Source organism: Klenkia terrae, assembly GCF_900491935.1.
Classification (GTDB): Bacteria; Actinomycetota; Actinomycetes; order Mycobacteriales; family Geodermatophilaceae; genus Klenkia; species Klenkia terrae.
Genome location: NZ_UEXK01000004.1, coordinates 693,167 through 719,278, shown reverse-complemented (window position 1 = coordinate 719,278; position 26,112 = coordinate 693,167). Strand labels below are relative to the sequence as shown.

Here is a 26,112-nt window from a genome sequence, read left to right as displayed (position 1 = left end):
CCATCGTCTTTGTTCCGTCCTTGACAATTTCCGACAGTGTGTCACAGCGACTGCCGGGGCCTCCTTCTGTCCAAACCGGTCCTGACAAATCCCGAGTCGGGGTCTACAACTTGACAAAAATGGGCGGTGTGTCAACCTGGTTGCCACCCGTACGGAGCAGACCCTGGAGCCGTGATGACCACCGTTGCCCATCCGCGCGACACCCGCCCCTATGACCCCGCGGACATCTCGTCCCGAGCGTTCTGGTCCCAGACGGCCGCCGAGCGGGAGAAGACCTACGCCGTGCTGCGCGCCGAGCGCCCGGTGAGCTGGCACCAGCCGGTCGAGGACATGCTGATGAAGGACCCGAACGACCAGGGGTTCTGGGCTGTCGTGCGCCATGCCGACCTGGTCGAGGTCACCAAGCGGCACGAGGACTTCATCTCCGGCGAGGGCATCGTGATGGAGTCGATGCCGCAGGAACTACTCGACGCGGGGCAGGGCTTCATCGCGATGGACCCGCCGCGGCACACCAAGATCCGGCGGCTGCTGAGCTCGGCGTTCACCCCCAAGCAAATCCGTCGCATCCACGACCAGATCCAGGGCAACGCCCGGCGCATCGTGGACGACATCGCGACCAGGGGCGAGGTCGACTTCGTCCCCGAGGTGGCGGCTCTCGTCCCGATGCACAACATCTGCGACATGATGGGCATCGACGAGGCCGACCGGGCGAAGATGGCCTACGAGTCGCAGTTCGCCGGCGGCTGGAACGACCCGGAGCTGATGGGCGACCAGGAACCCCTCGACCGCCTGTTCCAGGCCATGCTGTACCTCGGTGAGCTGGCCGGCAGGTACATCGCCGAGCGCCGGCGCAACCCGGGCGAGGATCTGCTCAGCAACCTCGTGCAGGCCGAGGTCGATGGTGAGCGGCTGACCGACGACGAGATCATGTCCTTCTTCGGGCTGCTCACCATCGCCGGCAACGACACGACCCGGCAGAGCACCAGCCATGCGATGAAGGCCCTGACCGACTTCCCCGAGCAGAAGGCCTGGCTCATGGAGGACCTCGACGGCCGGCTCAAGGGGGCGGTCGAGGAGATGGTCCGATGGGCCACCCCCATCATGACGTTCCGGCGCACCGCGTCCCGCGACTGCGAGCTGAACGGGCAGCAGATCACCCAGGGCGACAAGGTGGTCATGTTCTACGCCTCGGCCAACTGGGACACCGAGGTGTTCGACGCGCCCGAGCGCTTCGACCTCTCCCGGAACCCCAACCCGCACGTGAGCTTCGGTGGCGGCGGAATCCACCACTGCCTGGGCAATCAGCTGGCCCGCCAGCAGCTGGCGGCCATCTACCGCGAGCTGCTGACCCGGCTGCCCGACATCGACGTGTCCGGAGAGCCTTCCTACACGGTCAGCACCTTCTTCCACGGCGTCAACCACCTGCCCGTGCGCTTCACCCCGCAGCGCTGACCGTCCACCCGACCGGAAAGGACACTCCCGTGAGGATCGTGCTGGACGAGAACAAGTGCTCGTCGTTGGGAATGTGCGAGTCGGTCGCCCCGGACTTCTTCGAGGTCGGTGACGACGGCGCGCTCAAGCTGCTGAACCCCACGCCCCCGGGGGGCCGCCGGGCGCTGATGGAGGAGGCCGTCGCGGCCTGCCCCACGAGCGCGCTGAGCATCGAGGAGTGAGGATGGGCGCATCGCGCCCGGAGCACGACGCCCACGTCCTAGTCATCGGCAGCGGCTTCGGCGGAAGCGTCGCGGCTCTGCGGCTGTCGGAGAAGGGTTACCGGATCACCGTGCTCGAGGCCGGGGATGCGCTTCACCGACGACACGTTGCCCGGGACCTCATGGGATGTCCGTCGGTTCCGGTGGGAACCCCGCCTGGGGACTCAAGGGGATCCAGCGGATCAGCAAGGTCGCCAAGGTCGTGGTCCTCGCCGGGGCGGGCGTCGGCGCCGGTTCGCTGAACTACGCCAACACCCTGTACCAGCCGCTGACCATCACCGCACAGGCCGAGCGCGCCTGCTCCCTCTGGCCCAACAAGGCAGAGCGGGATGTGCGGCCACCGCTTGGCGCGGCCTACCAGCGCGTCGCGCCTGTCGCGCCATCCGTGCCGGCCGTCCCGCCCACGCACCGGGGGCACTGCGCCATCAGCTGCTGCCGGCCTGTGTGACCGCCGACCGCTGACGCGCCCCGTGTTCTTGGCGCATCAGCGCCGACTGTTCTCTGGAGAGTCGATGTCTGAAGGACCTGTCGTCGTCGTCGGAGCCTCACTGGCCGGGCTGCGCGCGGTCGAGTCCGCCCGCAAGACCGGCTACGCCGGGCGGCTGCTTCTCGTCGGGGCCGAGGAGCACCTGCCCTACGACCGGCCACCGTTGTCCAAGGCCTTCCTCGACCCAGGCGAGGACCCGGCGGTGCCGCACCACCGCACCGAGGAGGAGCTGCGCGCCCTGGACGTCGAGCTGCGCCTCGGCGTGCCCGCGACCTCGCTCGACACCGATGCCCGGGAGATCGTCCTGGGCGGTGACGAGCAGCTGCGCTACGACCGGCTGGTCATCGCGACCGGTGCGCGCGCCCGGCAGCTGCCCGGGGAGCAGCTCGACGGCGTGCACACCCTGCGCACCGTGGAGGACGCCCGCAGCATCCGCCGGGCCCTGGACGGCGGCTGCCGCATGGTCGTCGTCGGTGGTGGCTTCATCGGGTCCGAGGTCGCCTCGGCCGCCCGCAAGCGGGACGTCGACGTCACCATCCTCGAGGCGGCCCCGCTGCCGCTCGTTCGTGCCGTTGGCGAGCAGATGGCCGCCGCCTGCGCAGACCTGCACGCCCGCAACGGCACCGAGCTGCGGTGCGGTGTCTCCGTCACCGGGCTCGAAGGCGAGGATTGCGTCGAAGGCGTCGCGCTGTCCGACGGCTCGATCCTGCCCGCCGATCTCGTCGTCGTCGGGATCGGCGCCGACCCCGTCACCGACTGGCTCACCGATTCAGGGCTGCAGGTCGAGGACGGCGTCGTGTGCGACGAGACATTGCGTGCCGCGCCCGAGGTCTACGCCGCGGGCGACGTCGCGCGCTGGCACAACCCGCTCTTCGGCCGGATGATGCGCCTCGAGCACTGGACGTCGGCCGCCGAACAGGGCGCCGCTGCGGCGCGCAACGCTCTGGCCCCCGCCGAGGCCACCCCGTACAGCACCGTCCCCTACTTCTGGTCGGACTGGTACAGCGACAAGCTGCAGATGGTCGGCATCACCGCCGCCGACGAGGTCACCGTGATCGGGGACCTGGACGACACTCGATGGCTCGCCCTCTACCGCCAGGAGGACCTGCTCGTCGGCGCCCTGGCGCTCAACATGCCGGGCAAGATCATGAAATATCGGGCGATGATCGGCCGGGGAAGCGCCTGGCAGGACGCTCTCGCCTTCGCAGGTCGATGAACGCCGGTCCCGTCACGGGGAGGCCACGTGTCGCAATGGCGCGAAGGTCCTGCCGCAGTCGCCTCGGAAGCCAAGAGACGTGGGGGAAAGACCGCGATGGCACCGGGGCGGCACTCCACCCACCAAGTCTGCTCCAAGGCTTGCAATCGCCCGACAGGATGATCAGTCATGGCGGCACCGCGAATTCCAACGCAGATGATGTCGCGGGACACCGCGAGCGAGGTCCCGCGATCAGGCGGTGAGGCGCTGGTCGGCGAGGTCGGCGCGCACCTGCTCCATGTCCAGTCCGCGCACCGCGGTGACGAGTTCCTCGAGCGCCTCGGCGGGCAGGGCGCCGGGCTGTGCGAACACGAGGACGCCGTCGCGGAAGGCCATCAGGGTCGGGATCGACCGGATGCCGGCGGCGGCGGCCAGCTCCTGCTCGGCCTCGGTGTCGACCTTGCCGAAGACGATGTCGGGGTGGCGCTGCGCGGCGGCCTCGAAGACCGGTTCGAAGGCCCGGCAGGGGCCGCACCAGCCGGCCCAGAAGTCGACCAGCACGATGCCGTCACGGCTGACGGTGTCCTGGAAGGTCGAGGCGGTGAGGTCGGTCGAGCTCATGATGTGACCCTTTCGTTGTCCGATACCCATATGGGTATAAGCCCGCGAAAGGTGCGTCCTGTTCCCGACGGTCAGCCGAGGAGCGAGATCAGGCTCGAGGTGGCGGTGTAGACGGCGACGGCGATGAGCAGGACGGCGAAGGCCCGCGTGAGGGTTGCGCCGGAGAGGCGGTCGGCGACGACCTTCCCGCCGAGCGAGCCGGCGACGGCGGCCAGCGTAAAGGGGGCGATCACGGCCCAGTCGAAGTGAGCCGTGCCGGCGCGTGCCAGCAGGGCGCCGGCGGAGTTGATCGAGATGACGACCAGCGACGTGGCAACCGCCTGTGGCATGGACATGCCCAGGGCGAGGGTGAGCGCTGGGACGATCACGAAGCCTCCGCCGACGCCGAAGAGCCCGGTCATGAAGCCGACGAGCAGGCCTGCGCCGGCGATCCGTCCGATCCGCCCGGCTCTCCAGCGTCGTGCGGGCTGAAGTGCGTCGCCCTCTTCTGGCGGGAGCGTCTCGTCTCCGCTGTTGGCGAGCATGCCCACAGCGGCGACGACGATCACCGCGGCGAAGCCGAGCAGGAGGACATCGGGGTTCATGAGCCGGTTGACCGCGGTCCCGGCGAAGCCGGCCGCGATGCCGGTGATCCCGAAAGCGACGCCGACGCCCCAGCGCACGCGCCCACTGCGGGCGTGGCCGAGTGCGGCGATGACCGAGGTGACGCCGACGATGAACAGGCTGCTGGTCGTGGCAGCGCGGGCGTCCTGGCCGATGACGTAGACCAGGGCGGGCACGGTGAGGATGGAGCCGCCGCCGCCCAGGGCGCCCAGGCTCAGGCCGATGAGCAGGCCCAGCCCGAGCGTGGCGGCGACGATCACGCGACGGTGCCCGGCTCTCCGTCGTCGGTGACCACCGGGAGGCCGGCGTGCGCCCACGCCTTCATACCGCCGGCCAGGTTGTGCGCCCGCACGCCGGCAGCGGCCAGGGCGTCGGCGGCCTTGCCCGAGCGGTTGCCGGATCGGCAGACGGCGACGACCGGCCGGTCCTGCGGCACCGCCTCCGGGGCGAGGAGACCAAGCGGCAGGTGCTCGGCCTGCGGGGCGTGGCCCGCTGCCCACTCCTGTGGCTCGCGGACGTCGAGGAGCACGGCCTCGCCCCGCTCGAGCAGTTCGGCGGCCTGGCCGGGATCCACATCGGGGAGCCGGGTGGTGCGGGACGCCTCGGTCATCGTCGGTCCTTCCTGGGTGGGGTCAGCCGAAGCTCGGCGTGAGCGCGGAGGCGGCGAGATCGCCGCTGGGCGGCTCGGTCGCTCCCGGCCGGGGGTCCAGCGTGCTGGTCAGGGCGAAGCGGTCGGCCCGGATCAGGGTGTGCCGCCACTCGACGGGGACACCGGAGCTCGTGCCCGTCCGCTCGACGGAGAACACGGCCGACGGCGGCTGCAGGTCGAGAGCGTCGTGCTCGGCCCTGCTCGGGATGACCGCCCGGACCGTCTCCTGCCCGCCGGTGACCGGGATGCCGGTACGGGCGAGCTCCTCGTACAGGCTGGTGCGGCGGAAGTCGACGTCCAGCAGGGGCTCACCGATCGAGGCGGGGGGCCAGACGCGGGCGAGGGCCAGTGGGCGGGCGTCGGCCAAGCGCAGCCGCCCGAGGGGGGCCAGCGGGGTCGACTCCTCCAGCCCCAGCCGGGGGGCGATGACGCCGTCCGCCCGCAGGGTCAGCACGCGTACCACCGACGTCTGCACCAGCCCGCAGGCCTCCACGGAGGAGAACAGCGAGTAGGCGATCCCCGTGGGCTGGGCGATGACCGGGTCGAGCGCGGCGAGCCGGGGGCGCCGACCGCGCCCGGTGCTGATCACGCCGTCGGCGCGCAGCTGGCGCAACGCCTCGCGGACCGTGTGCCGGCTGACCGAGTACTGGAGGCCGAGCTCCACCTCACCGGGGAAGCCCTCGGTGAACTCGCCGCCGTCCAGCCGGTCGCGGAGATCGGCGGCGAGCTGGCGCCACAGCGGTGTGTTCGTGTGGCGATCCAGCCGTGCCGCCGGGGGAATGCGCGGGAGCTCCGGCATGGCTCCTCCAGTTCGGTTCACGGGGCCGTGGGTGGCGATCGACGACCGCAGCAGCTCTTGTACGGTCAACTGTAGACGAGTTGTCCGGACAACCCGCGTCGACGATGGCGCGTCAGGGGGAAGTTCTCGTGCCCAACGCTGCTCCAACCACGCCGCCGGAGACGGGCCGATCCACGACGGCGCAGGCCCTGCGTGGACCGTTCATCGCCCTGGCCGTGGTCGTCGTGCTCGGCGTCGTCGCCGTCGTCTGGGGTCTCGGCCGTGCTGACGGGAGGGACGCCGGCGGCCCGGTGGCGGACGTCCACCACGAGGGTGGGTCGGCGCAGCCGGCGGACGACCAGGCCCGACGGATCGCCGACGACCCGCTGGCACAGGGGGACGCCGACGCGCCGGTCGTCCTCGTCATGTGGGAGGACTTCCAGTGCCCCTTCTGCGCGAAGTTCGCCCAGGAGACCGAGCCGGTGCTCTTCGACCGGTTCGTCGAGGACGGCACTCTCCGGCTGGAGTGGCGGGACTTCCCCTACTTCGGTGAGCAGTCGGTCCAGGCGGCGCGGGCCGCACGGGCGGCGGGGGAGCAAGGCGCCTTCTGGGAGTACCACGACGCGGTCTACGCGCTGGGCTTTCCGCCGAACAGCGGTCAGCTGACCGACGACGTGCTGCTCGGGCTCGCTCGCGACCTCGACTTGGACGTCGACCGGTTCACCGCGGCCATGCAGTCGCAGGAGACGCTCGACGCGGTCACCGCTGACTTCCGTGAGGGGCAGCAGCTCGGCATCGCCGGCACGCCCGCCTTCCTGCTCAACGGCCGACCGATCATGGGTGCGCAGCCCACGGACACCTTCGTCGCGGCGATCGAGCAGGCGGCCGCCGAGGCCGGGGCCGATGGGTGAGCTGGGGCTCGCGGCGGCGTTCCTCGGTGGCGCGCTGACGCTCATCAGCCCCTGCAGCGCACTCCTGCTGCCGTCGTTCTTCGCCTACGCGTTCGCGCATCCGCGGGAGCTGCTCGCCCGCACCGTCGTCTTCTGGCTTGGCCTCTGCCTGACCCTCGTGCCCCTCGGGGTGGGGTCGGCGCTGGTCTCGACGCTCTTCTACGGGCACCGCGAGGTGCTGATCGCCGTCGCCGGGTGGACGATCATCGCTCTCGGGGTCGTGCAGCTCCTCGGCGGTGGCTTCGGCCTGCCCGGAGCCGACCGGCTTCGTGCCCGGGTCGCCACCCCGGGCCGGGCCCGCGGTTGGGCGAGCACCTTCGCGCTGGGTGCGGTCTACGGCCTCGCCGGGTTCTGCTCCGGGCCCATCCTCGGCGCCGTGCTGACCCTAGCTGCGACCGATGGGGGCGTGGTGGGAGGAGGAGTCCTCCTGGCCGTCTACGCCCTCGGGATGGCGGCGCCGATGTTCGTGCTCGCGCTGCTGTGGGACCGGTTCGACCTCGGTCGGCGCAGATGGCTGCGCGGTCGCCCGCTGTGCATCGGCGGTCGGCAGCTGCACACGAGCCAGCTGATCTCCGGTGCCCTGTTCATCGTGATCGGCTGGCTGTTCCTCCGCTTCGACGGCACCGCCGGCATCACCGGCGTCCTCGGGCTCGGGGACACCACGGACCTCGAGTTCATGGCGCAGAGCTGGATCGCCGAGCTGTCGGCACGCGATCTCGACGTCTGGTTGCTGGCGGCCACCGCAGCGCTCCTCCTCGGCGTCATCGCGCGCCGCCTGCACCGGATCCGCACCAGGACCACCGATGCCGGTCCTGACGACGACACGATCCGCGCGCTCGACCGACAGGAGTCCCGATGACCTCGATGTACCTGGCGCTCCGGGCCTGGGACCGCCGGCGCTGGCTCACCGCGCTCGCCATGACCGCCGTCGGCGTGCTGGTGGTCGCCGTCCCGACCGACCTCATCGACACGCCGGTCTTCAGCCGGGAGGTGCCGCCCACATGGTGGTCCTGGCCGGCCCTGCTGGCGAGCGCCGCGCTCGCCGGGCTGCTCGTGGCGACCTACGTGCGCGAACCGGGGTCGCCGGAGCCGGCTCCGGCCGTGGAGGAGCGCCGGTCGCGCTGGTGGGGTGGTGCCGGCGGACTGCTGACGTTCTTCGCCGTCGGGTGCCCGGTCTGCAACAAGCTCGTCCTGCTGGCCCTGGGCGCCAGTGGCGCGATGACGTACTTCGAGCCGGTACAGCCCGTGCTCTCCGTCCTCGCGCTGCTCCTGCTGGCGTGGGCGCTGGCCCGCAGACTGCGGGGGCAGGTCGCCTGCGCCGTGCCGGCTCTGCCGCACGCCGGCGCGGCCCGCTGAGGCAGCCCGGTGTGATCGAGGGGAGCGACATGGAAGCCGCTGAGTGGGACCGCCGCTACGCCGAGGCGCGGCAGTGGTCCGTCGAGCCGAACCGCACGGCCGCCGAGGTGACCGCCGGATTGCCCCCCGGGCGGGCTCTGGACGTCGCCGCGGGCGAGGGACGGATGGCGCTGTGGCTGGCCGGCGGGGGATGGGATGTCGAGACGATCGACTTCTCGGCCGTCGGTCTCGGTCGGGGGCAGGAGAACGCGCCGCCCGGGGCGCGTGTGACGTGGCGGGTCGAGGACGTGCTGACCGCCGATCTGGGCTCGGCGGAGTTCGACCTGGTTCTCGTGCTGTACCTGCACCTTCCACGCCCCGAGCTGGTCGACGTCCTTGCGCGGTCCGCCGGCGCCGTCCTCCCGGGCGGGCACCTGTTGGTCCTCGGCCACGACCGGGAGAACCTCATCCGTGGGACCGGGGGCCCACAGGACCCCGACGTGCTCTACGACCCGGAGTTGCTCGGGACGGCGGTCCGGGGCTGGCGCACGGAACGCCTCGAGCGGATGGACAGGGACACCGACTCCGGCACCGCCGTGGACACGCTGCTGTTCGCGCAACGTCCCTGATGACCGTGTAGATCCGCGCCGGAGGGGCTATGACCGTCCGCAACTCACAGGAGGGATCACAGGGGATGTCTGCGGACGAGGCAAGTCGTGCCCGAGCACTGCTTCCGGCAGCAGGCCGCGGCGCGGCCGCCGGCCTGCTGGGGGTGGCTGTGATGACGGCGGCTGAGAGGCTGGAACAGGCCGTCACCCGCCGGCCGCACTCCTACATCCCCGCCCGGACCCTGCTCACTCTGCTCGGCCGCCATCCGTCCGACGCCGACCGGCCGACGGGCTGGAACTGGGCGATGCACTACGGGACCGGGGCCGTGCTGGGGGCCCTGCGGGGTGTGTGGGCTGCGGTCGGGCTCCGTGGCCCGCAGGCGCACGTGGCGCACACCATCGTGCGGCTGTCGACCGACCAGACGCTGGAGAACACCACCGGGGTGGGGGCCCCGCCGATGGTCTGGCCCCGCAACGAGCACGTCGTAGACATCCTGCACAAGGCCATCTACTCGGTCACGACCGGGCTGATCGTCGAGCGGTGGATCCCGCCCTCCCTGCAGTCCCGCCGCGGGCTGACCAGCCACTGACGCCAGGAGGACTCGGCATGACGGACACCGCCGCCCGACCCATCACGGCGGACCGCCACCGATCGGTGCTGACGGGCACCATGCTCGGCGTCGCGATCATGGCCGCGATCGACGAGATCGTGTTCCACCAGATGCTGAGCTGGCACCACTTCTACGACCGGTCCACCCCTGACATCAGCCTGCTGTCGGATGGGTTGCTGCAGACGGCCTACCTCGTGCTGCTGGTCGCCGGATTCTTCTGGTTCGCCGACCTGCGCCGCCGCGGGACGCTGGCGCGCCGTTCGGCGTGGGGCGGCTTCGTGCTCGGCCTGGGCATCTTCCATCTGTTCGACGGGATCGTCGACCACAAGCTCCTGCGCCTGCACCAGATCCGCTACGGGGTCGACCTGCTGCCCTACGACCTGGCCTGGAACGGCGCCGCGCTGGTGCTGTTGGCGGTGGGTGCGGGTCTGCTGTGGCGGTCCCGGGGCGAAGGGCAGGCCGGGGCCGACCGGCGGTGAACACCATGTCCGGAGCCGCCGTGCTGGCGCACGGCGGTTCGCACGGGACGGGCTCCGCCGCGGCGGCGTGGCTGTTGCCGGTGCTGGTCGCCGTCGTGCTCGGCGCGGGCTACCTGGCCGGCGTCGCCCGCATGCGGGGGAGTGGCCGCCGCTGGAGCGGCGGGCGGACGGCGAGCTTCCTGCTGGGAGCCGTCCTGGTGGGAGCCGCGCTGTCCCCGGCTGTCGACGCCGGCACGGCCGACGGGCACATGGCGCAGCACCTGTTGCTGGGGATGTTCGCGCCCATTGCCTTGGTCATGGGCGCCCCGGTGACCCTGCTGCTCTCGGGTCTGCCCGTGTCCGCCCGGCGCCCGGCAGCCGTGCTGCTGCGGTCGCGGGTGCTGCACGGGCTGTCCCACGTGGCCACCGCCGCGGTGCTCAGCGTCGGCGGGCTGTACCTGCTCTACCTGACGCCGCTGTACGCCTTGAGCGCCCGGTCAGACGTTGTGCACCACCTGTTGCACCTGCACTTCCTGCTGGCCGGGTACCTGTTCGCCTGGGCGGTGGCCGGGCCCGATCCCGCGCCGCGCCGGCCGGGCATGGCGGTACGTCTGGTCGTCCTCGTCGTCGCCGGCGGCTTGCACGCCTTCCTGGCCAAGCTGCTGTTCTCCCGTGCTCCGGTGCTACCGGTGGGTGGCGGGCACGACGCCGCGGAGGTCGAGGTTGCTGCACAGTTGATGTACTACGGCGGCCACGTCGCGGACCTGTTGCTGCTCGTCGCGCTGTTCGCCGCCTGGTACCGCCGCACAGGGCGGGCACTCGCGCGGGAACCGGCCGCGGTGGCCAGCAACGCTCCCGCCGTGTGAGCTCCCGGCGCGCGTCAGTGGCGGGCAAGCCCGTCAGAAGGGGACGGCTGCTCGGTGCGTGTCAGCGACGGCGGAGACCAGGCGCCGCCACCGCGATCGGCGGGCCGGGGCAGAGCTGGTCGCGACCGGTGTGGCGGCCGGGGTGACCGCCTCGACTGCTCGGGCGAGCGGCAAGGGTGTGGGGACGGGCGCGGCGATCTCGGTCAACGGAGGTCCTTCGGCTGGCGTGCGGGCGGACACGGGACCGCTGAGCGCTGGCTCAGCGGGAAGGAGTGCCGCCCGGACAGAGCCGGTCGTCGACCACGAGCGGGGTCACCGCGAGGAGGCACACGCAGAACGCGGGCCGGCTCGGTGCAAATCCCCAGTACACAGATCGAGAATAGGCAGCGGGCGACCGCGAGGGCAACGACGCAGGTCAGCCCGCTGGCCGTCGTCCAGCGTCGTCGCCGGCCCCAACGGGCGGTACGGCAGGGTCGGTGCGGGTAGGGACGCCGAGACCTCGCCGCACCGACCGGCGGTCCGAGCAGGCGGGCCGCCTCTCAACGTCGGGCGGCGCTCCGGAAGGAACGGCCGCATGGAGTACCGACGGACCCTCGACCTCGACGTTCCGTTCCCAGAGGCGGTGACACGCACAAAGGAGGCGTTGGCCGAGCAGGGCTTCGGCATTCTCACCGAGATCGACGTGCAGGCCACGCTGCGGCAGAAGCGCGGAGTGGAGATGGAGCCCTACCTGATCCTGGGCGCCTGTGCCCCCGACCTCGCGCAGCAGGCACTGGAGGCGGACCGCGGCGTCGGCGTGCTGCTGCCGTGCAACGTCGTGGTCAGCCAGGCCGGTGACGGCTCCACGGTGCAGGTCCTCGACCCGCAGACCATGGTGTCGATGACCGGCCGGCCCGAGCTGCAGCCCATGGCCGACGAGGCCGGGCGTCGTCTGGATGCGGCGCTGGCGGCACTCAGGAGCTGAGCCCGCCGCAGACGGTTTGTACCGTACGGGGTAGAGAAGGGACAACGGCATGTTCGATGTGCAGACGATCGAGACCTCCAGCCTGGGCGACCGGAGCTACCTCATCGACGACGGCGAGGTCGCCGTGGTGATCGATCCCCAGCGCGACATCGACCGGGTGCTGGACCTGGTCGCGCGGCGCGGCGTGCGGGTCACCCACGTCCTGGAGACCCACGTCCACAACGACTACGTGACGGGGGGCCCCGAACTCGCCCGTGAGACGGGTGCCGCCTACGTCCTGCCCAGCGGGAGCGACGCCGAGCTCGACCACGTGGCGGTGTCCGACGGCGAAGTGATCGCAGCCGGGCGGCTGCGGCTGACGGCCCTGCACACCCCCGGGCACACCCACCACCACGTCAGCTATGCGCTGGCGGACGGCGACGGCGACGGCGACGTCCAGGCGGTGTTCACCGGTGGATCCATGCTCTACGGCGCTACGGGCCGCACCGATCTAGTCAGCCCCGAGGTCACCGACGAGCTGACCCACGCCCAGTACCACTCGGTGCGGCGGCTGGCCCGCGAGCTACCGGCCGAGGCGCAGGTGTTCCCCACTCACGGCTTCGGCAGCTTCTGCTCGGCCACCCCGACCAGCGGGACGTCGTCGACCATCGGGGAGCAGGCGAAGGTCAACCCCGCGCTCACGCAGGCCGAACAGGAGTACGTCGACACCCTCCTCGCCGGGCTGGACGCCTTCCCGGCCTACTACGCGCGCATGGCGCCCATCAACCGGCGGGGCCCCGCGCCGGTCGACCTCTCCATGCCCGAGAAGGTCGACCCCGCGGGGCTGCGCCGGCGTATCGAGGCGGGGGAGTGGGTGGTCGACCTGCGCGAGCGCACGGCGTTCGCGGCCGGCCACCTGACCGACGCGATGAACGTCGAGCTCGGCACCAACTTCGTGACCTACCTCGGCTGGCTCTACCGCTACGGGGAGCCGCTGACGCTGATCGGCGAGAGCGAGGAGCAGGTGGCCGAGGCTCGCCGCGAGCTGGTGCGGATCGGCGTCGACGAGCTGGCCGGTGCCGCGATCGGGGACGTCGAGTCCCTCGCCGACGGGCAGCCGTTGCGGTCGTATCCGGTGAGTGACTTCGCCGGCCTGGCCGAGGCGATGGAGCGGGGGCCGGTGCAGGTCCTCGACGCCCGGCGCAACGACGAGCGGGCGGACGGCTTCGTGCGCGGCTCGCAGCACATCCCGCTGCACGAGCTCGCCGACCGGCTCGACGAGGTGCCGCAGGGCGAGGTGTGGGTCTACTGCGGCTCCGGCTACCGGGCCTCGATCGCGGCCTCGGTGCTGGACCGACCCGGCCGTTCCGTGGTCCTGGTCAACGACTCCTACGAGTCGGCCGGAAAGGCTGGACTCGAGGACGCCTAGGTCTCGAGGTGTGTCAGCGTGCGCCGGCCGCTGCGAGGGCGCGCTCAGCCGCCCCGGGCTCCAGCTCCAGCCCGGCGAAGTCTCCGCGGAGGGCCTTGATGGCGGTGCGCTCGGCGTCGATCTCGTTGCGCGACCGGGACCCGAGAGCGCGGAAGGCGGCGATCGGTGGGCACCAGCCCTGGATCGCATGCTGGAGCAGGAACGCGGGCACCACGCCGGCGAGCGCGAGCCATCGCTTCGACCGCGTGGCCGCGAGGGCGACGCCCACGAGCATGAGCGTGGCGGCATTCGCCTCGAGCTTGCGCTCGACGTCCCACTCCCGGTCCAGCTGGGAGAGGTGCCTGCTCGACCTCTCCCGCGGCGCCGTCCCGAACTCCGCGATCCGCGCCAGCCGCTCGTCGTCCAGGCGCCGGGTCAGCCGCTGGGGAGTGTGCGTCCGCACCGGGTCGGTTTCCTCCTGGCCTATCTCGCCTCCATCTCGTCACGGGCGGGTGCCTCGGAGCCCGTGCCCGTCGGCCCTGCGGGTGAAACGGACCAGGAAACGGCGCGCGGCCCGCACCGAACTACCGGTGCGGGCCGCGGGGAGCCGCTGCTCAGGCGAGCGAGAGGAACAGCTTCTCGAGCCGGGCGCGGTCGAGGGCGGCGTTGCCGTCCTCGCCGGCAGTGATGCACTGCTCGAGGCCGGTGGCGATGATGGCGAACCCGGCCTTGTCCAGGGCCCGGGACACGGCCGCCAGCTGCGTGACGACGTCCTCGCAGTCGCGGCCGGCCTCCAGCATGCGGATCACGCCCGCGAGCTGGCCCTCAGCACGCCGGAGCCGCTTGATGACATCTCCGACGACCTGGGTGTTCTCGAGCTGCATGTCCCTCATCCTCTCCCGTCCGCCGGGGTGATACCCCGGCGGGTACTGCTTCTTGAAGCGCCGCGCGGTGCGTGGGCATTCCCGGACGCACCGCGCGGCCGTCTGGGTCAGGCCCGGGCGGTGCGTCCGGGAATGCCCACGCACCGCGCGGCGCNGTGGGGGTGGTCATGCGGGGATCTCCTGCTTGATCGCGTCGGTGGTGAGGTAGAGGCCGGCGGGGCCGGCATTGTCGAAGGAGTCGTCGATGGCGACGACGTCGATGCCGTGCGCGTCGAGCAGGGCGGCGACGACGCCGGCGCGGTAGCCGCCGGCGCAGTGCACCCACACCGGCCCGGCCGGGACCTCGTCGAGGCGCTCGAGCACCTCGTGGATCGGGATGTGCAGCGAACCGGCGATGTGCCGCTCGGCGCGTTCCTGGTTGCGCCGCACGTCGAGCACGAGGGGGCTGCGGCCGGCGGTGAACTCGGCGGCGAGGTCAGCGAAGGGGGCGGTGCGGTAGGCCCGCAGCGGCGCGCCGCCGGACCAGTCCTCGACCGTGCCGGTGGCCATCGCCGCCGGCCGGTCGATGCCGACCCGGACCAGCTCGCGCTGGGCCTCGGCGACGTCCTCGGCGGTCTCCCCGAGCAGGGTCACCGGGGTGCCCCAGGGCATCAGCCAGGCGAGGTAGGTGACGAACTGCCCGTCCAGGCCGAAGTTGACCGTCCCGCCGACGTGCCCGGCGGCGAAGGCCGTGCGGTTGCGGAGGTCGACGACCCACTCGCCGGCCTCGATGCGCCGGCGCAGCTCGGCCGGGTCCGCCTCGGTCGGCAGGGAGAGGTCGGCCTCGCCGGGGCCGGCGGAGTTGGCCGCGCCCATGTGCGCGTAGTAGGCCGGGTAGGCGTCCAGGCCGGCGAGGAGATCCTCGACGTAGCGGGACTCGTCGGTGGTCAGGGCCGGGTTGGCGAGCTTCTCCTGGCCGATGGTGCTGGCGGTGCCGCCGGACTGGGTGGCCGAGCAGAAGCTGCCGAAGCCGTGCGTCGGGTAGACGGCGGTCTCGTCCGGGAGCTCGGCGGCCAGCCGCTGCGCGGAGTGCCACTGGGCGTGCGCCAGCGTCTGGGTGTGGTCGGGGCCGAGCAGGTCGGGGCGCCCGGTGGAGCCGTAGAGCAGGGAGCCGCCGGTGAAGACCGCCACGGACTCACCGTCGGCCTCGAGCGCGAAGGACAGGTGGGTGTGGGTGTGGCCGGGGGTGAGCAGCACCCGCACGCGCATGCGGGCCCCCACCTCGACGATGTCGCCGTCGGAGACCCCGGTGCGCTCGAAGGAGACCTGGTCGTCGGCGTTCAGCAGGTACTGGGCGCCGACCTCGCGGGCCAGTTCCAGCCCGCCGGTCACGTAGTCGTTGTGGATGTGGGACTCGAAGACGTGGGTGATCCGGACGCCGGCGGCCTCGGCGATGCCGAGCACGCGGTCGTAGTCGCGCTGCGGGTCGACCACGAGCGCGACCTCGCCGTCGTGGGCGATGTAGGTGCGGTCACCCAGGCCGGGGGTGTCCAGGGGGAGGACGGTGATCGTCATCGGGGTTCCTCTCGGGGCCGTGGTGGCGTGGTTCAGGTCAGGCGGCGGTGGCGACCGGGCGGCCGGACTCGATCCAGGCGCCGGTGCCGCCGGCGACGCTGGTGGCGTCGATGCCGACGCCGCGCATGAGGGCCGTCGCCTGGGCACTGCGGCCACCGGCCTGGCAGATCACGTAGACCGGACGGTCCTTCGGCAGCTCGGGCAGGCGGGCCGGCAGCACGCTCAGCGGCATGTTCTGCGCGCCGGGGACGTGGCCGGGGCGGTACTCGCGCGCCTCGCGCACGTCGACGACGAGGGCATCGCCCTCGGCGAGCCGGGCGGCAAAGGTGTTCTGGTCGATCTCGGGGATCACGTCAGCTCCTGAAAGTCTGTGGGTCAGATACCCGGGGGGGTATGTGTGGACCAACGGTAGCACCGTCCGACGCATTCCCCCGGGGGCATGTTGTGCGAGCGGCAGAGCTCACCAAGCCAGCGCTGCCTGCACCCCACCTGTGTGGTGGAACACCGGTGTCGACGAGGACCTCCGCCCTCGCGATCACCCTCGAGGAGAAGGAAAAGGACGGATGTGTCGAGCGGTGTCCTGCAAGACATGCGGCAACACAACGTGGGCCGGCTGCGGTCAGCACGTGGACCAGGTGATGCAAGGCGTCCCAGCCGCACAGCGCTGCCCAGGGCACGATCGGCAGGCCGGCCGCGCTGGCGGCGGCTTCTTCTCGAAGTTCCGGCGATCGCGGTAGTCGACGGGCGGATCCAGTCGGTCGGCCCAACGCGCGAAGAGGAGGTGCCGGCTGCCTGAGCAGCCGGCCCCTCGATTCGCGCCGCCTACGCGGCCTTCTGGCCCAGAGGGCGGCGGGTCTCCTCCAGGAACTTCTCGTCGCCCTCGGCGGGCTCGTGGACGTAGATGTCCGCGCGTCCGCATCATTGCAACTCACGGACAACTACTCCGCGCCCCTGCCCCCACCCCGACCCGGGTACAAACAACCGCAAGATGACCGTGAATGACGTAGCGGGACACCTGTGAGAGGTGTCCCGCTACATCGCATCGGAGCGGGTGACGGGAATCGAACCCGCACAGTCAGCTTGGAAGGCTGGGTGACTCCACCCGTGAATCCGCTGGTGACAGCCTCACGAGGTGGCCGTCGTGCTTTCCGCGTGCCTTAGGTGCGATCCGATGAACGAACTCCTGCACATCGTCGCCGGACCACGGTGTGCGCCACTCCGATGACGCCGGCCGAGGCGGAGGGGGTCCGGATGTCTTCCCCCGCCTGGGACACCCCCAACTGCCCCCCAATCCCGGGGCATCGCCTGGTCGCTGCTGGCCGCCGCGGAGGGGTGATGGCCCTCAGCGGTGTCCGGCCGTAACGGGGCTGCGCAGGTGTCCGTCGTGGATCTCGACGATCTGGTCGACGGCGGTCAGGTGGGTGCGGTCGTGGGTGACCAGGACGGTGGCGGTTCCTTGCCGGTGGGTGAGGGTGGTGATGAGGTCCAGGATCGCGGCGCCTCGTTCTTGGTCCAGGGCGCTGGTGGGCTCGTCGACCAGCAGCACGGCCGGCTCGTTCATCAGCGAGCGGGCGATGTTGATGCGCTGCCGCTGGCCGCCGGAGAGCTGGTGCGGCCGGCGGTCGGCCTGCCCGGTGAGCCCGACGGCCTCGAGGAGTTCCATGGCGTGGCCTCGTGCGGCCCTCGGGGCGCGGCCGTCGAGGTGGGCCATCACCTGGAGTTGCTCGGCGGCGGTCAGTGACGGCAGCAGGTTGGGCTGCTGGAAGACCATGCCAATCCGGGTGCGGCGCAGCTCGGTCAGCCGGCTGCGGCTCAGCCCCGTGGTGTCGGTGCCGGCGATGACCACGTGCCCGGTGTCCGGGCTGATGAGTGTGGCCGCGACGGCCAGCAGGCTGGACTTGCCGGAGCCGGACGGGCCGACGAGGGCGGTGATGGTGCCGGCCGGCACGTCCAGGTCGACGTCGTCCAGGGCGGTCAGGCGAGCACCGCCGTCGGGGTAGGTGAGGGTGACATCGGTCAGGTGCAGGCTCATCGGGCACTTCCCAGGGCGGTCAGCGGGTCGACGGAGGTGATCCGGCGGATGGACAGGGCTGCGCCGGCGACGCCGAGCGCGATCATGACCAGCGCCGGGACGGCGACGGTGGCGAGGTCGAGGACGAACGGCACGGCGTGGCCGAGGGCGGCGCCGGCGGCGACCGCGATCGCGGTGCCGGCGACGGTGCCGAGCACGAGCAGCACCACGGCCTGGCCGAGCGCGTCGCGCAGCAGGTAGCCCGTGGACGCGCCCAGTGCCTTGAGGACGGCGATGTCGCCGCTGCGCTGGATGGTCCAGACGGTGAAGAACGCACCGATCACCAGTGCGGAGATCGCGAACAAGAATCCGCGCATCAGCTGCAGGGAGCCGTTCTCTGAGGTGAACGACCCGATCGCGGACAGGGCGTCGTCGCGGCTGACCGTCGTGGTGCCCAGCTCGGCGTCGGCGGCGGCCAGGTCGGCGTCGGAGGTGGTGGTCAGCGCGATGACGGTGGCGCTGGGATCGTCGTCGCCGGTGCTGCCGGTGAGCGCCTGGAAGTCGTCCAGGCTGGTCCACATGACGGGGGTGTGGCTGTAGGAGGCGTCCCCGGCGATGTCGGCCACCCGCAGTTCCTGCCCGGCCACCGTGACGGTGTCCCCAATTCGGGCCTCGAGCTCGTCCGCGGCGGCGGTGGACAGCACGACCGCGCCGTCCCGGACTTGCCCGGCGGACGGGGCCAGGCCGGAGCCCGCCTGCACCCCGAACGCGGACACGCTGGCCGTCCGCCCGTCGGTCTGCGCGCGGGTGGTGAGGATGCCCAGCGGCTCGGCGCTCGTGACTCCGGGCACCCGCTCCCATGCCGTCCACGTGTCGGCGTCGACGCTGGAGACGGTGAAGGAGAAGCCCTCTCCGTCGGCGGGCGCGGCGAACGCGAGGGAGTCGGCGGGCAGGTCGGTGATGGCGGAGGTGTTGGCCCGGGCCAGGCCGGCGGTCAGGCCGGACACCAGCCCGACCAGCACCGTGATGAGCACGACCACGGCGCCCATGAGGACGAAGCGTCCCTTGGCGAACCGGAGGTCTCTCCAGGCGACGAACACGGTTCAGGCTCTCCTCGCTGCACGTGCCAGGCGACGTGCCCGGCGACTGGATCCAGCCTCGCCAGGAGAGGGCATTCCAGGCATCGTGCGGGAGACTGCTCCGGCCAGGCCAGGAGGTGCACGGCCGCCTCAACCTTTCGATGGATGCGGTGCTCGCGCAGCTGCCTAGCCTGGAGGTGCCATGACCCCGACTGCTCCCGTTCCGGTACAGCCGGTGCTGCGCGGTTGTCTGCACCTGCTGGTGCTCGCGCTGCTGGGATTGGCCGTCGCACGCGCCGTCGCCGAGGACGCCCCGCATGCCGGTGCGGTCCTCGCCGCGGCGGTCGCCGTGGGCCTGATCTACGCCGTCGGCCCTGCTCTGCCGTCGGTGCAGCGCTCCACCGCCGCGGCGGCAATCTGGCTGACGATCCTGGGCCTCGGCTGGCTGGTGCTCCTGTACTGGACGCCGGACGGCATCTGGCTGGCTTTCCCGCTGTTCTTCGTCCAGCTCCACCTGCTGCCCATGCGCTGGGGGCTCACCGCCGTCGCGACCACGACTGTCGCGGCGATCGCCGGGTTCGCCTGGCACCAGGACGGCCTCACCGCGCCGATGGTCCTCGGCCCGGTCCTGGGCGCGGCCGTCGCGGTGGCCACCGTGCTCGGCTACCAGGCGCTGTACCGGGAGAGCGAAGCGCGCCGGCGGCTGATCGACGAGCTCACCGCCGCCCGCGCCGACCTGGCCGCCGCCGAGCACACGGGTGGGGTGCTGGCCGAACGCGAGCGGCTCGCCCGGGAGATCCACGACACCCTCGCCCAGGGCCTGTCCAGCATCCAGCTGCTGCTCCGCGCCGCGGAGCGCGCCCTTCCCGGCCGGTCGGACAGCGCCCTCGGTCACGTGCGGCAGGCCCGCCAGGCCGCCGTCGACAACCTTGCCGAGGCGCGGCGCTTCGTCCGGGACTGGACTCCGCCGGGCCTGGAGGTGGCGGGCTCACTGCCCGCCGCGCTCAAGCAGCTGTGCGCGACCACCGCCGATGCCTTTGGGCTGGCCGTGCACGCCTCCATCTCCGGTGTGCCGATCGAGCTGCCGGCTGCCCAGGAGACCGCGCTGCTGCGCATCGCACAGGCGGCGCTCGCCAACGCCGTCCAGCACGGGCAGCCGTCACGCGTCGAGCTGACGCTGAGCTACATGGGCACCGACGTCGCCCTCGACATCGTCGACGACGGCACCGGGTTCGACCCCGAGCTGGTCGCACCGCCCGGCCAGGGTCCGGACGGGACTGGGTTCGGCCTGGCGGCGATGCGCGCTCGCGCGCGCGCCCTGCAGGGCGCGCTGGTCGTGGAGTCCGCGCCCGGCAAGGGCACGGCGGTGGCGGCCACCCTCCCGGTCCCCGCAGGCACCGTCGAGGAGGTGTCGGCTTGACGTCCGGACCCGTCCGGCTGCTGCTCGCCGACGACCACCCCGTCGTCCGCGCCGGCCTGCGTGCGGTCCTGGAGGGCGAGCCGGACTTCGACGTCGTGGCCGAGGCGCCCACCGCCGAGCGGGCCGTCGAGCTCGCCGCCGAGCTGGAAGTCGACGTGGTGCTCATGGACCTGCAGTTCGGCAGCGGCATGGGCGGCTCGCAGGCCACCGCGCTCATCACCGCTCGCTCCGGCGCGCCACGGGTGCTTGTGCTAACCACCTACGACACCGACGTGGACATCCTCGCCGCGATCGAGGCCGGCGCCACCGGCTACCTGCTGAAGGACACCCCGCCCGACGAGCTCGCCGCCGCAGTACGGACGGCAGCCGCGGGCAAATCCGCGCTCGCTCCGGAGATCGCACAGCGGCTGATGGACCGCGTACGAACGCCCGCCGAGACGCTCAGTTTCCGTGAGGTCGAGGTTCTGCAGCTGGTGGCCGAAGGACTGTCGAATCAGCAGATCAGCGGGCGACTGTTCCTCAGCCAGGCGACCGTGAAGTCCCACCTCGTGCACATCTACGCCAAGCTTGGCGTCGATTCACGGACCGCTGCCGTGGCCGCCGCCACCGCTCGAGGGCTCATCCGCCGATGAGACGGTGAGGCGTAGATGCGGGGAACCCGGTGGTTCTATCCCCGATGCGGCGTTCGGAGCGGACTCCGGCTGGTCGGGCGGGGTTCGCCGGCCACCACAGAAGCGCCGTGTAGCTTGCTGACGTGGCTGGCTTCGCGATTCTGTGCGGGCTCGCCGGCGACTGACTCTCGCGCCGGTGGGTCCGAGAGCACGTCAGTCGAGGTCGCTCTCCCGCTGACCAGGGCCCCAACGGCCCGGAGGCATCCATGGCCATCCACCAAGATCTCGTTCCCAGCGCAGCCAGAGTGCGCGTCGTCGTGGCCGACGCGCTGGGACTGCAGCGCGTCCTCACCATGTTGACCGGACGCAACCACGCCTTCACTCGCCTGGAAGCCGAAGAGGCCAACGGTGGTCGGTGGACGGTCACCGTGCATCTGACTGCCTCGTCGCATGAAATGGAACTCGTGACCCTCCGCTTGGACCGTCTGCCCAGCGTCCTGACCGTCGACGTCACTTCGCCTGGCCAACTCGCCGCCACCGCGTGAGGACGTGACCCAGGGCCGACGAGCTGCGCCGCTCCTGGGTCAGCAACATGTTCAGTCAGTCATCCCTGGCGTGCACCGACCCGGCCGGCCGACGGCGGTCGTGGGATTGGCCTCCCAAAAAGGGTGCCCCCAGCTAGGGGTTGACCGGGGTGATCTTGCCTCCCAGCATGCAACGAGGAAGGGTAAAGGCCCTGGTTAGTCGCCTGACCAGGGGCCTCGCCGGTGGGGTGAGTGACGGGGCTCGAACCCGCATCACCAGCGACAAGGTTGAGCTCGTGGAGTGGCTCGATCTCCGGAGCTCAAGCCGGATCAGGCAGAAGTCGTGCCGTCGGAGTGCCTCAGCGCCGCGCTCATGGCGGCGGCGAGCGCGGCATCTCGTTCTTGCTCGGCGCGCTGGTAGCGCAGCGCCGCGGCGGGGGAGGCGTGCCCGAGTCGGTGCATCAATTCCCTGGTGGTGGCGCCGTGCCGGGCGGCGACGGTGGCGCCCCAGCCGCGCAGGTCATGTAGATGGGAGCCAGCCGGCAGTCCGGCCGCCTCTGCTGCTGGAGCCCACACCCGCGAGGCGAAGTTGTTGCGTCGTATAGGCCCGCCCTTCGGCCCCACGAAGACCAGTCCGTGCGCACCGGGCTGGGCGTACGTCGCGAGGTGGTGTTCCAGGTCGCCGATGATGTGCGGCGGGATCGCCACGGCTCGGCGACCTGCGGCCGACTTCGGCGGGCCGTAGGAACGTTCCTGCCCGATCACGTCGATGACCGCGCTCTTCACGCTCACGGTGCCTGCCTTGAGATCGAGGTGCTCCCGACGGAGCGCCGACAGCTCACCGATGCGCAGTCCCGTCCAGGCAGCCAGGAGGATCAGCGCTCGCCAGCGATCCTCGACGGCATCGACGAGCGCCTGGACTTGAGCGAGCGTGAACATCGGTCGCTCACTGGAGCGTTCCTGCCCTGCTCCACGGATGGAGCACGGGTTCCGAGCGATGAGATTGTCGTCGACAGCCGTAGTGCAGATGGCGCGCAGCAGTCGGTAGCACTTGGCCGCTGTGACCTGACCCGGTCCGGCGGGGCCGCTGAGCTTCCCGTACCAGGCCCGGACAGAAGAGGCCTCCAGCTGGCGAAGGGGCGTCGATCCCAGGGACGGGACGATGTGGTTCTTGAGCTGTGCTCGGTAGAGCTCGGCCGTGCGAGGGGCCAGTGGCCGGCCACGGACGAGGCGGGTCTCCACCCAGTGCTCGGCATAGACCTGGAGCGGCTCCTTGCCCGCCTTCGGGTCGATCCAGCGGCCCGAGTCCAGCTCGGTCTGCGTCTTGGCGAGCCATCTGTAGCCGTCGGCCTTGGTCGCGAACGTGGACGGCGCCGAGACTTGCCTGCCCGTGTCATCTGTGTAGCGGGCCTGATAGCGCCCCGAGCGGAGCCGACGAACCGTGCCCCAGGTCCTTCGGCTCACGTCAGCCTCCCCGTGCCTTCGGTTGAGGCGACTGTCGGGCGATTGCCGACCGAGTTGAGGCGGCGACGCCGATCGACTGATGGCCTTCCACGAGTCTCATCGGGGGGCTTGACGTACTTAGGACGACGTGCTCGCCGCGGCAATAGCGGGCGGTGGGCGCGAGGTCGGTGGAGGGGCCGCAGAATCGCCACCCCCACGCCATGGTTGACGAGGGCAGGGACAGGCGCCCAAGTGGCGTGGTGACCGCCGAGAATTTCGGCCCGGCATAGGCGCGCCCCCACGGTCGCTGCCGGTGTGCGGCACGAGTCGAGCTACTCCTCACTCGTGACACGTCCGGCCTCGATGAACTCGTCGAGGATCGAGCGCTGGAGCCGGACGTACTTGCCGAGCTTGACGTAGGTGATCCGCCGTTGAGCGATCAGCCGGCGGATGAACCGCTCTCCTGTTCCCAGGTAGTCCCCGGCCTGGGCGACGGTCAGCAGCTGATTGTGCTGTTCAAGCGACGCGACTCGTTCCGAGGTCGTCGCAGGCATCAGGAACCGACCTGCTGACCGAGGATGGGACGGCCACGGATGCCGCGGTCGACGTCACCGATCGGGGTGCCCCGAGGCCGGCACGGATACCGCGGCGGCTGTGGCTGGGCTGTTGGTCTCATGGCGCAAAGGCTTCCGCGGACTGTTCCGGTATTCCTTCAGTCTTGAGGCCTCGGTTTGGTGGCTCGGCAAGACGACGCAGGCGCTCTCCACAGCCATGTCGCGGGTGCCGGCTTTGTCGAGCATGTCGTCCTCCAGTTCTTCTCCAGTTCCCCTGCGGAGGCAGATGCGCAGTCGGTCGTGGCCCTGCAGAGGGTCTCCAGTGGACGAGAGGTGCGTTGGACGTCGGGAGGATGCCGGCGCAGGCCTCCAGCCACCGCCCGACGTCACCCTCCCGTTGCCCCCTCCGTCGACTGGTGTCGCAGCGTGCCGACACGCAGGCGCGCCGCGCCGGTGACGAGGCGCTTGCCCGATCGGGGCGGGCACACGGCACTAGGGTTCGGCGCCACGGGGCGGGTGTCCACCGATCGGGTGATGGGGGAGCTGCCGTGGCGCGGCCGCTGCTTCGAGGCGACCGCCTGCAGGCTGCCCGTGAGGCCATCGGCCTGAGCCGAGAAGAACTGGCTGAAAATCTGGAGCTCTCCAGTCCGGTGCGCATCCGGGTCTGGGAGACGGGACTCGAGCGTCCGCGACCCCGCTTCGTGCCGAGGCTTGCGACCGCGCTGGGCGTCGACCCCTTGTATCTCCTCGACGTTGACCGCGACGACCCACCTCTGGCGGCTCTGCGCTTGGCGGCCGGATTTGCCACGAATGAGGTGACTGGGCCCGGGTTGTCGGTCATGACGTATTTGCGGCTGGAAGACGGCCGCCCCGGGGCGGATCCCTCGCCCGAGGTGATAGCCGCCATCAGCCAGGTTCTCGGCGTGGACAGCCCGCGAGTGGAGGCGGCCGTCCGCCGCTCTCGCAGGGACCACGCGGCCATGGCGACTTTCGAAGGCTGAACTGGAGAATTACTGGAGAAAGAGCCTGCCTCCCCGGACGATCCCGGTGGTAATTTCCCGCGCAGTTGCCCGGGGGAGGTGCCCAATGGCCCGCACGACGGAGTCGAGTGCGGCATGGGACCGCATGCCCCAGGGACTCGTCCACCGACCGCGGGCAGTCAGCCTCGTACCGAAGCACGGTCTCCCTACCCGGCGCGGGCAGTCGCGATGACCAGGCGGCGGTGGGCGGCTGGTGCGCTCCTTGCGCTACTGCCCCTCGCTGGATGCACGGCGGGCGAGGCCAGTCCGGAGGGCTCGACGCCGAGCGCGACGACGTCTTCGACTTCGCGGACTTCGACGACCGCTCCTGCCACGAGCAACGCGCCGAGCCCCGAAGACGAGGCGGCAACAGATGCCACCGTGGTCGTCAACGAGCTGCTGCGCGTCACTGACGCGGCCAAGAAGGACCCAGGTGCCAGGGACTGGGAGCCAGAGATCCGGCGGTTCTCGGGTGACCCCGCCGCGCTGCTCGCCGTCACGGCAGTACGGGACTACGCAGCCCTCGGGCTCCGTCAGGAAGGCGACACCGCAGTCGACCTGGAGGTCACCGACGTCGACCTAACGGCTCCCGAGGGACCCACCGTGAGGATCACCGGCTGCTACGACAGCGAGAGCACGCGCGTTCTGAGGGTCGAGAACGGGGAGGTCGTGCCCCACGGGACTCCGCCGCGGTACGTCTGGGACATCACCGTCACGCGCTACGAGGCCGAACCGGGATCCCCGTGGCTGGTCAACGAGTTGGACCCGCTGACGGATCGACCATGCTGACGTCGCACCGCGTGGTCCTGCTCGCGATCGCGATCTTCACGGTCTCCGGCGGGCTGAACGTCGCAATGGCAGCTCCACCCGTGGAGTGCGCGCAAAGGGATGCCCAGACCGGGATCTGCCTGGTCCAGGCGACATCCGCGGGACAAGGCGCCGGTGGGGACAACGACGTCAGCCCTGGCTGGGAGCAGCCGGCAGTCGGAGAGGCGCCCCCGCCCAGTTGCACGAGAGCGGTTGCAGATCCTCAACCGTGGATTGGGGACCCGGTATGGGCCGGACATCGTCCGGAAGACGGGATGATCTGGGTCTTCACATGCCCGCGCCCGGTCGGAACCGGATCAGGATTGTGGTCGGGCCTGATCTTCTTGTCGAACGGGGCTGGAGCACCTGGCGCCCCCCCGGTGGACCCTCGCCTCCTCGCTCAGGAGGCAATCGCATCCATGGCACTGAAGGCGCCGGACATCGGGATGGCACCACCGCCGGCTTCCCGGAGCGGATTGGTGGGTCTACCGGTGTGGATGTGGGTCGCACGCACCGCAGGCACGACTGGCCCTGTCCAGGCCTCTGCCTCCGCCGGAGGCGTGACGGTGACCGCCGAAGCTCGGGTCAGCCAGGTCCTCTGGAACATGGGCGACGGACACATCGTCACCTGCGGCCTCGGGACGCCGTACGTGCAGGGCACCGAAGGCGCGTCTCCGGACTGCGGCCATGTGTATGCGCAGGCGTCGAGCCGACACGTACCGGGCGGTGGCCCGTGGCCCATCACAGCGACGAGCACGTGGACGATCACCTGGTCCGGTAGTGGGCTGTCGGGCACAGAGACGCTGGAGCTGTCCTCTTCGGCGGAGTTGTTCGTCGGTGAACTGCACGTCCTCAACCAGGACGGGGCAAGCCGATGACCCGGACCCAGCCGCCGACGACCGGGGCAGCGCCCTCTCCGGCGGAAATGCATGGCCTGCCTCGCGCGCCGGTGCTGCCGCCACCTCGCCGCCGGCGCCGTCCG

32 protein-coding genes are annotated in these 26,112 nt (G+C 71.2%); 20 read left to right on the top strand and 12 right to left on the bottom strand.

Features of this window, described 5'->3' with window-relative positions; translation table 11 throughout:
* Nucleotides 1-174: 174 nt before the first annotated feature.
* The 5 genes from LFA75_RS03745 to LFA75_RS03730 all read left to right on the top strand — a co-directional run bounded on the left by LFA75_RS03745 (nucleotide 175) and on the right by LFA75_RS03730 (nucleotide 3,415).
* On the top strand, nucleotides 175-1,452 hold the full coding sequence (locus tag LFA75_RS03745) for a cytochrome P450 (protein ID WP_097196991.1): 1,278 nt from the start codon (nucleotides 175-177) through the stop codon (nucleotides 1,450-1,452).
* Between the two features lie 29 nt (nucleotides 1,453-1,481).
* A complete protein-coding gene (locus LFA75_RS03740; RefSeq protein WP_097196992.1) occupies nucleotides 1,482-1,673 on the top strand; it encodes a ferredoxin in 192 nt (63 codons plus the stop codon).
* Between the two features lie 2 nt (nucleotides 1,674-1,675).
* The gene (locus LFA75_RS03735) at nucleotides 1,676-1,954 is read left to right on the top strand and encodes an NAD(P)-binding protein (RefSeq protein WP_281256827.1); all 279 of its coding nucleotides are present in this window, start codon (nucleotides 1,676-1,678) and stop codon (nucleotides 1,952-1,954) included.
* Nucleotides 1,840-2,160, top strand: a complete 321-nt coding sequence (locus tag LFA75_RS23980) for a hypothetical protein (protein ID WP_281256828.1) — start codon at nucleotides 1,840-1,842, stop codon at nucleotides 2,158-2,160. Before LFA75_RS03735 ends, LFA75_RS23980 begins: the two co-directional genes overlap by 115 nt.
* A 64-nt stretch (nucleotides 2,161-2,224) precedes the next feature.
* Nucleotides 2,225-3,415 carry an NAD(P)/FAD-dependent oxidoreductase gene (locus LFA75_RS03730; protein WP_097196993.1) on the top strand — a complete coding sequence of 397 codons (1,191 nt, stop codon included), beginning with the start codon at nucleotides 2,225-2,227 and terminating at the stop codon, nucleotides 3,413-3,415.
* Between the two features lie 231 nt (nucleotides 3,416-3,646).
* Here the strand turns inward: LFA75_RS03730 and trxA are convergent, their stop codons facing one another.
* The 4 genes from trxA to LFA75_RS03710 all read right to left on the bottom strand — a co-directional run bounded on the left by trxA (nucleotide 3,647) and on the right by LFA75_RS03710 (nucleotide 6,066).
* Entirely contained in the window at nucleotides 3,647-4,015 is a 369-nt protein-coding gene (gene trxA / locus LFA75_RS03725) for a thioredoxin (protein WP_097196994.1), read from the bottom strand.
* A gap of 71 nt (nucleotides 4,016-4,086) precedes the next feature.
* On the bottom strand, nucleotides 4,087-4,878 hold the full coding sequence (locus tag LFA75_RS03720; RefSeq protein WP_097196995.1) for a sulfite exporter TauE/SafE family protein: 792 nt from the start codon (nucleotides 4,876-4,878) through the stop codon (nucleotides 4,087-4,089).
* Entirely contained in the window at nucleotides 4,875-5,228 is a 354-nt protein-coding gene (locus LFA75_RS03715) for a rhodanese-like domain-containing protein (protein ID WP_135095150.1), read from the bottom strand. The genes LFA75_RS03720 and LFA75_RS03715 overlap by 4 nt, the downstream gene beginning before the upstream one ends.
* Nucleotides 5,229-5,250: 22 nt before the next feature.
* Nucleotides 5,251-6,066, bottom strand: a complete 816-nt coding sequence (locus LFA75_RS03710) for a GntR family transcriptional regulator (RefSeq protein ID WP_225232376.1) — start codon at nucleotides 6,064-6,066, stop codon at nucleotides 5,251-5,253.
* Nucleotides 6,067-6,194: 128 nt separating this feature from the next.
* Between LFA75_RS03710 and LFA75_RS03705 the strand changes: the two genes are divergently transcribed.
* From LFA75_RS03705 to LFA75_RS03665, 9 genes are all read left to right on the top strand, one after another.
* Nucleotides 6,195-6,956: a DsbA family protein gene (locus LFA75_RS03705; protein WP_209305937.1), complete on the top strand. Its 762-nt coding sequence runs from the start codon at nucleotides 6,195-6,197 to the stop codon at nucleotides 6,954-6,956.
* Entirely contained in the window at nucleotides 6,949-7,854 is a 906-nt protein-coding gene (locus tag LFA75_RS03700; RefSeq protein ID WP_097196999.1) for a cytochrome c biogenesis CcdA family protein, read from the top strand. Before LFA75_RS03705 ends, LFA75_RS03700 begins: the two co-directional genes overlap by 8 nt.
* Nucleotides 7,851-8,351, top strand: a complete 501-nt coding sequence (locus LFA75_RS03695; RefSeq protein ID WP_097197000.1) for a hypothetical protein — start codon at nucleotides 7,851-7,853, stop codon at nucleotides 8,349-8,351. The genes LFA75_RS03700 and LFA75_RS03695 overlap by 4 nt, the downstream gene beginning before the upstream one ends.
* A gap of 29 nt (nucleotides 8,352-8,380) precedes the next feature.
* Nucleotides 8,381-8,959, top strand: a complete 579-nt coding sequence (locus LFA75_RS03690; RefSeq protein ID WP_097197072.1) for a class I SAM-dependent methyltransferase — start codon at nucleotides 8,381-8,383, stop codon at nucleotides 8,957-8,959.
* Nucleotides 8,960-9,111: 152 nt separating this feature from the next.
* Nucleotides 9,112-9,528, top strand: coding sequence for a hypothetical protein (locus tag LFA75_RS03685; RefSeq protein ID WP_225232375.1), 417 nt, complete (start codon nucleotides 9,112-9,114; stop codon nucleotides 9,526-9,528).
* A gap of 17 nt (nucleotides 9,529-9,545) precedes the next feature.
* Nucleotides 9,546-10,028 (top strand): DUF2243 domain-containing protein, encoded by a 483-nt coding sequence (locus LFA75_RS03680; RefSeq protein WP_097197002.1) that lies wholly within the window; start codon nucleotides 9,546-9,548, stop codon nucleotides 10,026-10,028.
* 5 nt (nucleotides 10,029-10,033) lie between these two features.
* Nucleotides 10,034-10,873: a cytochrome c oxidase assembly protein gene (locus tag LFA75_RS03675; protein ID WP_135095149.1), complete on the top strand. Its 840-nt coding sequence runs from the start codon at nucleotides 10,034-10,036 to the stop codon at nucleotides 10,871-10,873.
* Nucleotides 10,874-11,447: 574 nt separating this feature from the next.
* Complete coding sequence (locus LFA75_RS03670) at nucleotides 11,448-11,837, top strand: DUF302 domain-containing protein (RefSeq protein ID WP_097197004.1); 390 nt, start codon at nucleotides 11,448-11,450, stop codon at nucleotides 11,835-11,837.
* A 49-nt stretch (nucleotides 11,838-11,886) separates the two neighbouring features.
* Nucleotides 11,887-13,245: an MBL fold metallo-hydrolase gene (locus tag LFA75_RS03665; RefSeq protein WP_097197005.1), complete on the top strand. Its 1,359-nt coding sequence runs from the start codon at nucleotides 11,887-11,889 to the stop codon at nucleotides 13,243-13,245.
* A 13-nt stretch (nucleotides 13,246-13,258) separates the two neighbouring features.
* Here LFA75_RS03665 and LFA75_RS03660 read toward each other — a convergent pair whose 3' ends face one another.
* From LFA75_RS03660 to LFA75_RS03635, 6 genes are all read right to left on the bottom strand, one after another.
* Nucleotides 13,259-13,687, bottom strand: coding sequence for a DUF2892 domain-containing protein (locus LFA75_RS03660; RefSeq protein ID WP_209305935.1), 429 nt, complete (start codon nucleotides 13,685-13,687; stop codon nucleotides 13,259-13,261).
* 151 nt (nucleotides 13,688-13,838) lie between these two features.
* Nucleotides 13,839-14,108: a metal-sensitive transcriptional regulator gene (locus LFA75_RS03655; protein ID WP_097194514.1), complete on the bottom strand. Its 270-nt coding sequence runs from the start codon at nucleotides 14,106-14,108 to the stop codon at nucleotides 13,839-13,841.
* 165 nt (nucleotides 14,109-14,273) lie between these two features.
* The gene (locus LFA75_RS03650; RefSeq protein ID WP_225232374.1) at nucleotides 14,274-15,662 is read right to left on the bottom strand and encodes an MBL fold metallo-hydrolase; all 1,389 of its coding nucleotides are present in this window, start codon (nucleotides 15,660-15,662) and stop codon (nucleotides 14,274-14,276) included.
* 37 nt (nucleotides 15,663-15,699) lie between these two features.
* A complete protein-coding gene (locus LFA75_RS03645) occupies nucleotides 15,700-16,014 on the bottom strand; it encodes a rhodanese-like domain-containing protein (protein ID WP_225232373.1) in 315 nt (104 codons plus the stop codon).
* Between the two features lie 990 nt (nucleotides 16,015-17,004).
* Nucleotides 17,005-17,694, bottom strand: coding sequence for an ABC transporter ATP-binding protein (locus LFA75_RS03640; protein ID WP_097197012.1), 690 nt, complete (start codon nucleotides 17,692-17,694; stop codon nucleotides 17,005-17,007).
* Nucleotides 17,691-18,773: an ABC transporter permease gene (locus LFA75_RS03635; protein ID WP_097197013.1), complete on the bottom strand. Its 1,083-nt coding sequence runs from the start codon at nucleotides 18,771-18,773 to the stop codon at nucleotides 17,691-17,693. Before LFA75_RS03635 ends, LFA75_RS03640 begins: the two co-directional genes overlap by 4 nt.
* A 214-nt stretch (nucleotides 18,774-18,987) precedes the next feature.
* Here LFA75_RS03635 and LFA75_RS03630 point away from each other — a divergent pair, with 214 nt between their 5' ends.
* From LFA75_RS03630 to LFA75_RS03620, 3 genes are all read left to right on the top strand, one after another.
* On the top strand, nucleotides 18,988-20,172 hold the full coding sequence (locus LFA75_RS03630; protein WP_225232372.1) for a sensor histidine kinase: 1,185 nt from the start codon (nucleotides 18,988-18,990) through the stop codon (nucleotides 20,170-20,172).
* Nucleotides 20,169-20,804: a response regulator gene (locus LFA75_RS03625; protein WP_097197015.1), complete on the top strand. Its 636-nt coding sequence runs from the start codon at nucleotides 20,169-20,171 to the stop codon at nucleotides 20,802-20,804. The genes LFA75_RS03630 and LFA75_RS03625 overlap by 4 nt, the downstream gene beginning before the upstream one ends.
* A gap of 296 nt (nucleotides 20,805-21,100) precedes the next feature.
* Entirely contained in the window at nucleotides 21,101-21,328 is a 228-nt protein-coding gene (locus LFA75_RS03620; RefSeq protein WP_225232371.1) for a hypothetical protein, read from the top strand.
* Between the two features lie 309 nt (nucleotides 21,329-21,637).
* Here the strand turns inward: LFA75_RS03620 and LFA75_RS03615 are convergent, their stop codons facing one another.
* Complete coding sequence (locus LFA75_RS03615; RefSeq protein WP_097197017.1) at nucleotides 21,638-22,771, bottom strand: site-specific integrase; 1,134 nt, start codon at nucleotides 22,769-22,771, stop codon at nucleotides 21,638-21,640.
* Nucleotides 22,772-23,082: 311 nt separating this feature from the next.
* Entirely contained in the window at nucleotides 23,083-23,304 is a 222-nt protein-coding gene (locus LFA75_RS03610; protein ID WP_097197018.1) for a helix-turn-helix domain-containing protein, read from the bottom strand.
* A gap of 548 nt (nucleotides 23,305-23,852) precedes the next feature.
* Here LFA75_RS03610 and LFA75_RS03605 point away from each other — a divergent pair.
* The 3 genes from LFA75_RS03605 (at nucleotide 23,853) to LFA75_RS03595 (ending at nucleotide 26,008) form a co-directional block, all read left to right on the top strand.
* Entirely contained in the window at nucleotides 23,853-24,305 is a 453-nt protein-coding gene (locus LFA75_RS03605; protein WP_097197019.1) for a helix-turn-helix domain-containing protein, read from the top strand.
* Nucleotides 24,306-24,704: 399 nt separating this feature from the next.
* Nucleotides 24,705-25,112: a hypothetical protein gene (locus LFA75_RS03600; RefSeq protein WP_225232370.1), complete on the top strand. Its 408-nt coding sequence runs from the start codon at nucleotides 24,705-24,707 to the stop codon at nucleotides 25,110-25,112.
* 584 nt (nucleotides 25,113-25,696) lie between these two features.
* Nucleotides 25,697-26,008: a hypothetical protein gene (locus LFA75_RS03595; protein ID WP_225232369.1), complete on the top strand. Its 312-nt coding sequence runs from the start codon at nucleotides 25,697-25,699 to the stop codon at nucleotides 26,006-26,008.
* Nucleotides 26,009-26,112 lie beyond the last annotated feature (104 nt).

What these genes read in the sequence shown, in the direction of transcription:
- LFA75_RS03745 (WP_097196991.1), top strand. Translation starts at nt 175, where the DNA reads ATGACCACCGTTGCCCATCCGCGCGACACCCGCCCCTATGACCCCGCG.
- LFA75_RS03735 (WP_281256827.1), top strand. Translation starts at nt 1,676, where the DNA reads ATGGGCGCATCGCGCCCGGAGCACGACGCCCACGTCCTAGTCATCGGC.
- LFA75_RS23980 (WP_281256828.1), top strand. Translation starts at nt 1,840, where the DNA reads ATGTCCGTCGGTTCCGGTGGGAACCCCGCCTGGGGACTCAAGGGGATC.
- LFA75_RS03730 (WP_097196993.1), top strand. Translation starts at nt 2,225, where the DNA reads ATGTCTGAAGGACCTGTCGTCGTCGTCGGAGCCTCACTGGCCGGGCTG.
- trxA (WP_097196994.1), bottom strand. Translation starts at nt 4,015, where the DNA reads ATGAGCTCGACCGACCTCACCGCCTCGACCTTCCAGGACACCGTCAGC.
- LFA75_RS03715 (WP_135095150.1), bottom strand. Translation starts at nt 5,228, where the DNA reads ATGACCGAGGCGTCCCGCACCACCCGGCTCCCCGATGTGGATCCCGGC.
- LFA75_RS03710 (WP_225232376.1), bottom strand. Translation starts at nt 6,066, where the DNA reads ATGCCGGAGCTCCCGCGCATTCCCCCGGCGGCACGGCTGGATCGCCAC.
- LFA75_RS03700 (WP_097196999.1), top strand. Translation starts at nt 6,949, where the DNA reads ATGGGTGAGCTGGGGCTCGCGGCGGCGTTCCTCGGTGGCGCGCTGACG.
- LFA75_RS03695 (WP_097197000.1), top strand. Translation starts at nt 7,851, where the DNA reads ATGACCTCGATGTACCTGGCGCTCCGGGCCTGGGACCGCCGGCGCTGG.
- LFA75_RS03690 (WP_097197072.1), top strand. Translation starts at nt 8,381, where the DNA reads ATGGAAGCCGCTGAGTGGGACCGCCGCTACGCCGAGGCGCGGCAGTGG.
- LFA75_RS03685 (WP_225232375.1), top strand. Translation starts at nt 9,112, where the DNA reads ATGACGGCGGCTGAGAGGCTGGAACAGGCCGTCACCCGCCGGCCGCAC.
- LFA75_RS03680 (WP_097197002.1), top strand. Translation starts at nt 9,546, where the DNA reads ATGACGGACACCGCCGCCCGACCCATCACGGCGGACCGCCACCGATCG.
- LFA75_RS03675 (WP_135095149.1), top strand. Translation starts at nt 10,034, where the DNA reads ATGTCCGGAGCCGCCGTGCTGGCGCACGGCGGTTCGCACGGGACGGGC.
- LFA75_RS03670 (WP_097197004.1), top strand. Translation starts at nt 11,448, where the DNA reads ATGGAGTACCGACGGACCCTCGACCTCGACGTTCCGTTCCCAGAGGCG.
- LFA75_RS03665 (WP_097197005.1), top strand. Translation starts at nt 11,887, where the DNA reads ATGTTCGATGTGCAGACGATCGAGACCTCCAGCCTGGGCGACCGGAGC.
- LFA75_RS03655 (WP_097194514.1), bottom strand. Translation starts at nt 14,108, where the DNA reads ATGCAGCTCGAGAACACCCAGGTCGTCGGAGATGTCATCAAGCGGCTC.
- LFA75_RS03650 (WP_225232374.1), bottom strand. Translation starts at nt 15,662, where the DNA reads ATGACGATCACCGTCCTCCCCCTGGACACCCCCGGCCTGGGTGACCGC.
- LFA75_RS03640 (WP_097197012.1), bottom strand. Translation starts at nt 17,694, where the DNA reads ATGAGCCTGCACCTGACCGATGTCACCCTCACCTACCCCGACGGCGGT.
- LFA75_RS03610 (WP_097197018.1), bottom strand. Translation starts at nt 23,304, where the DNA reads ATGCCTGCGACGACCTCGGAACGAGTCGCGTCGCTTGAACAGCACAAT.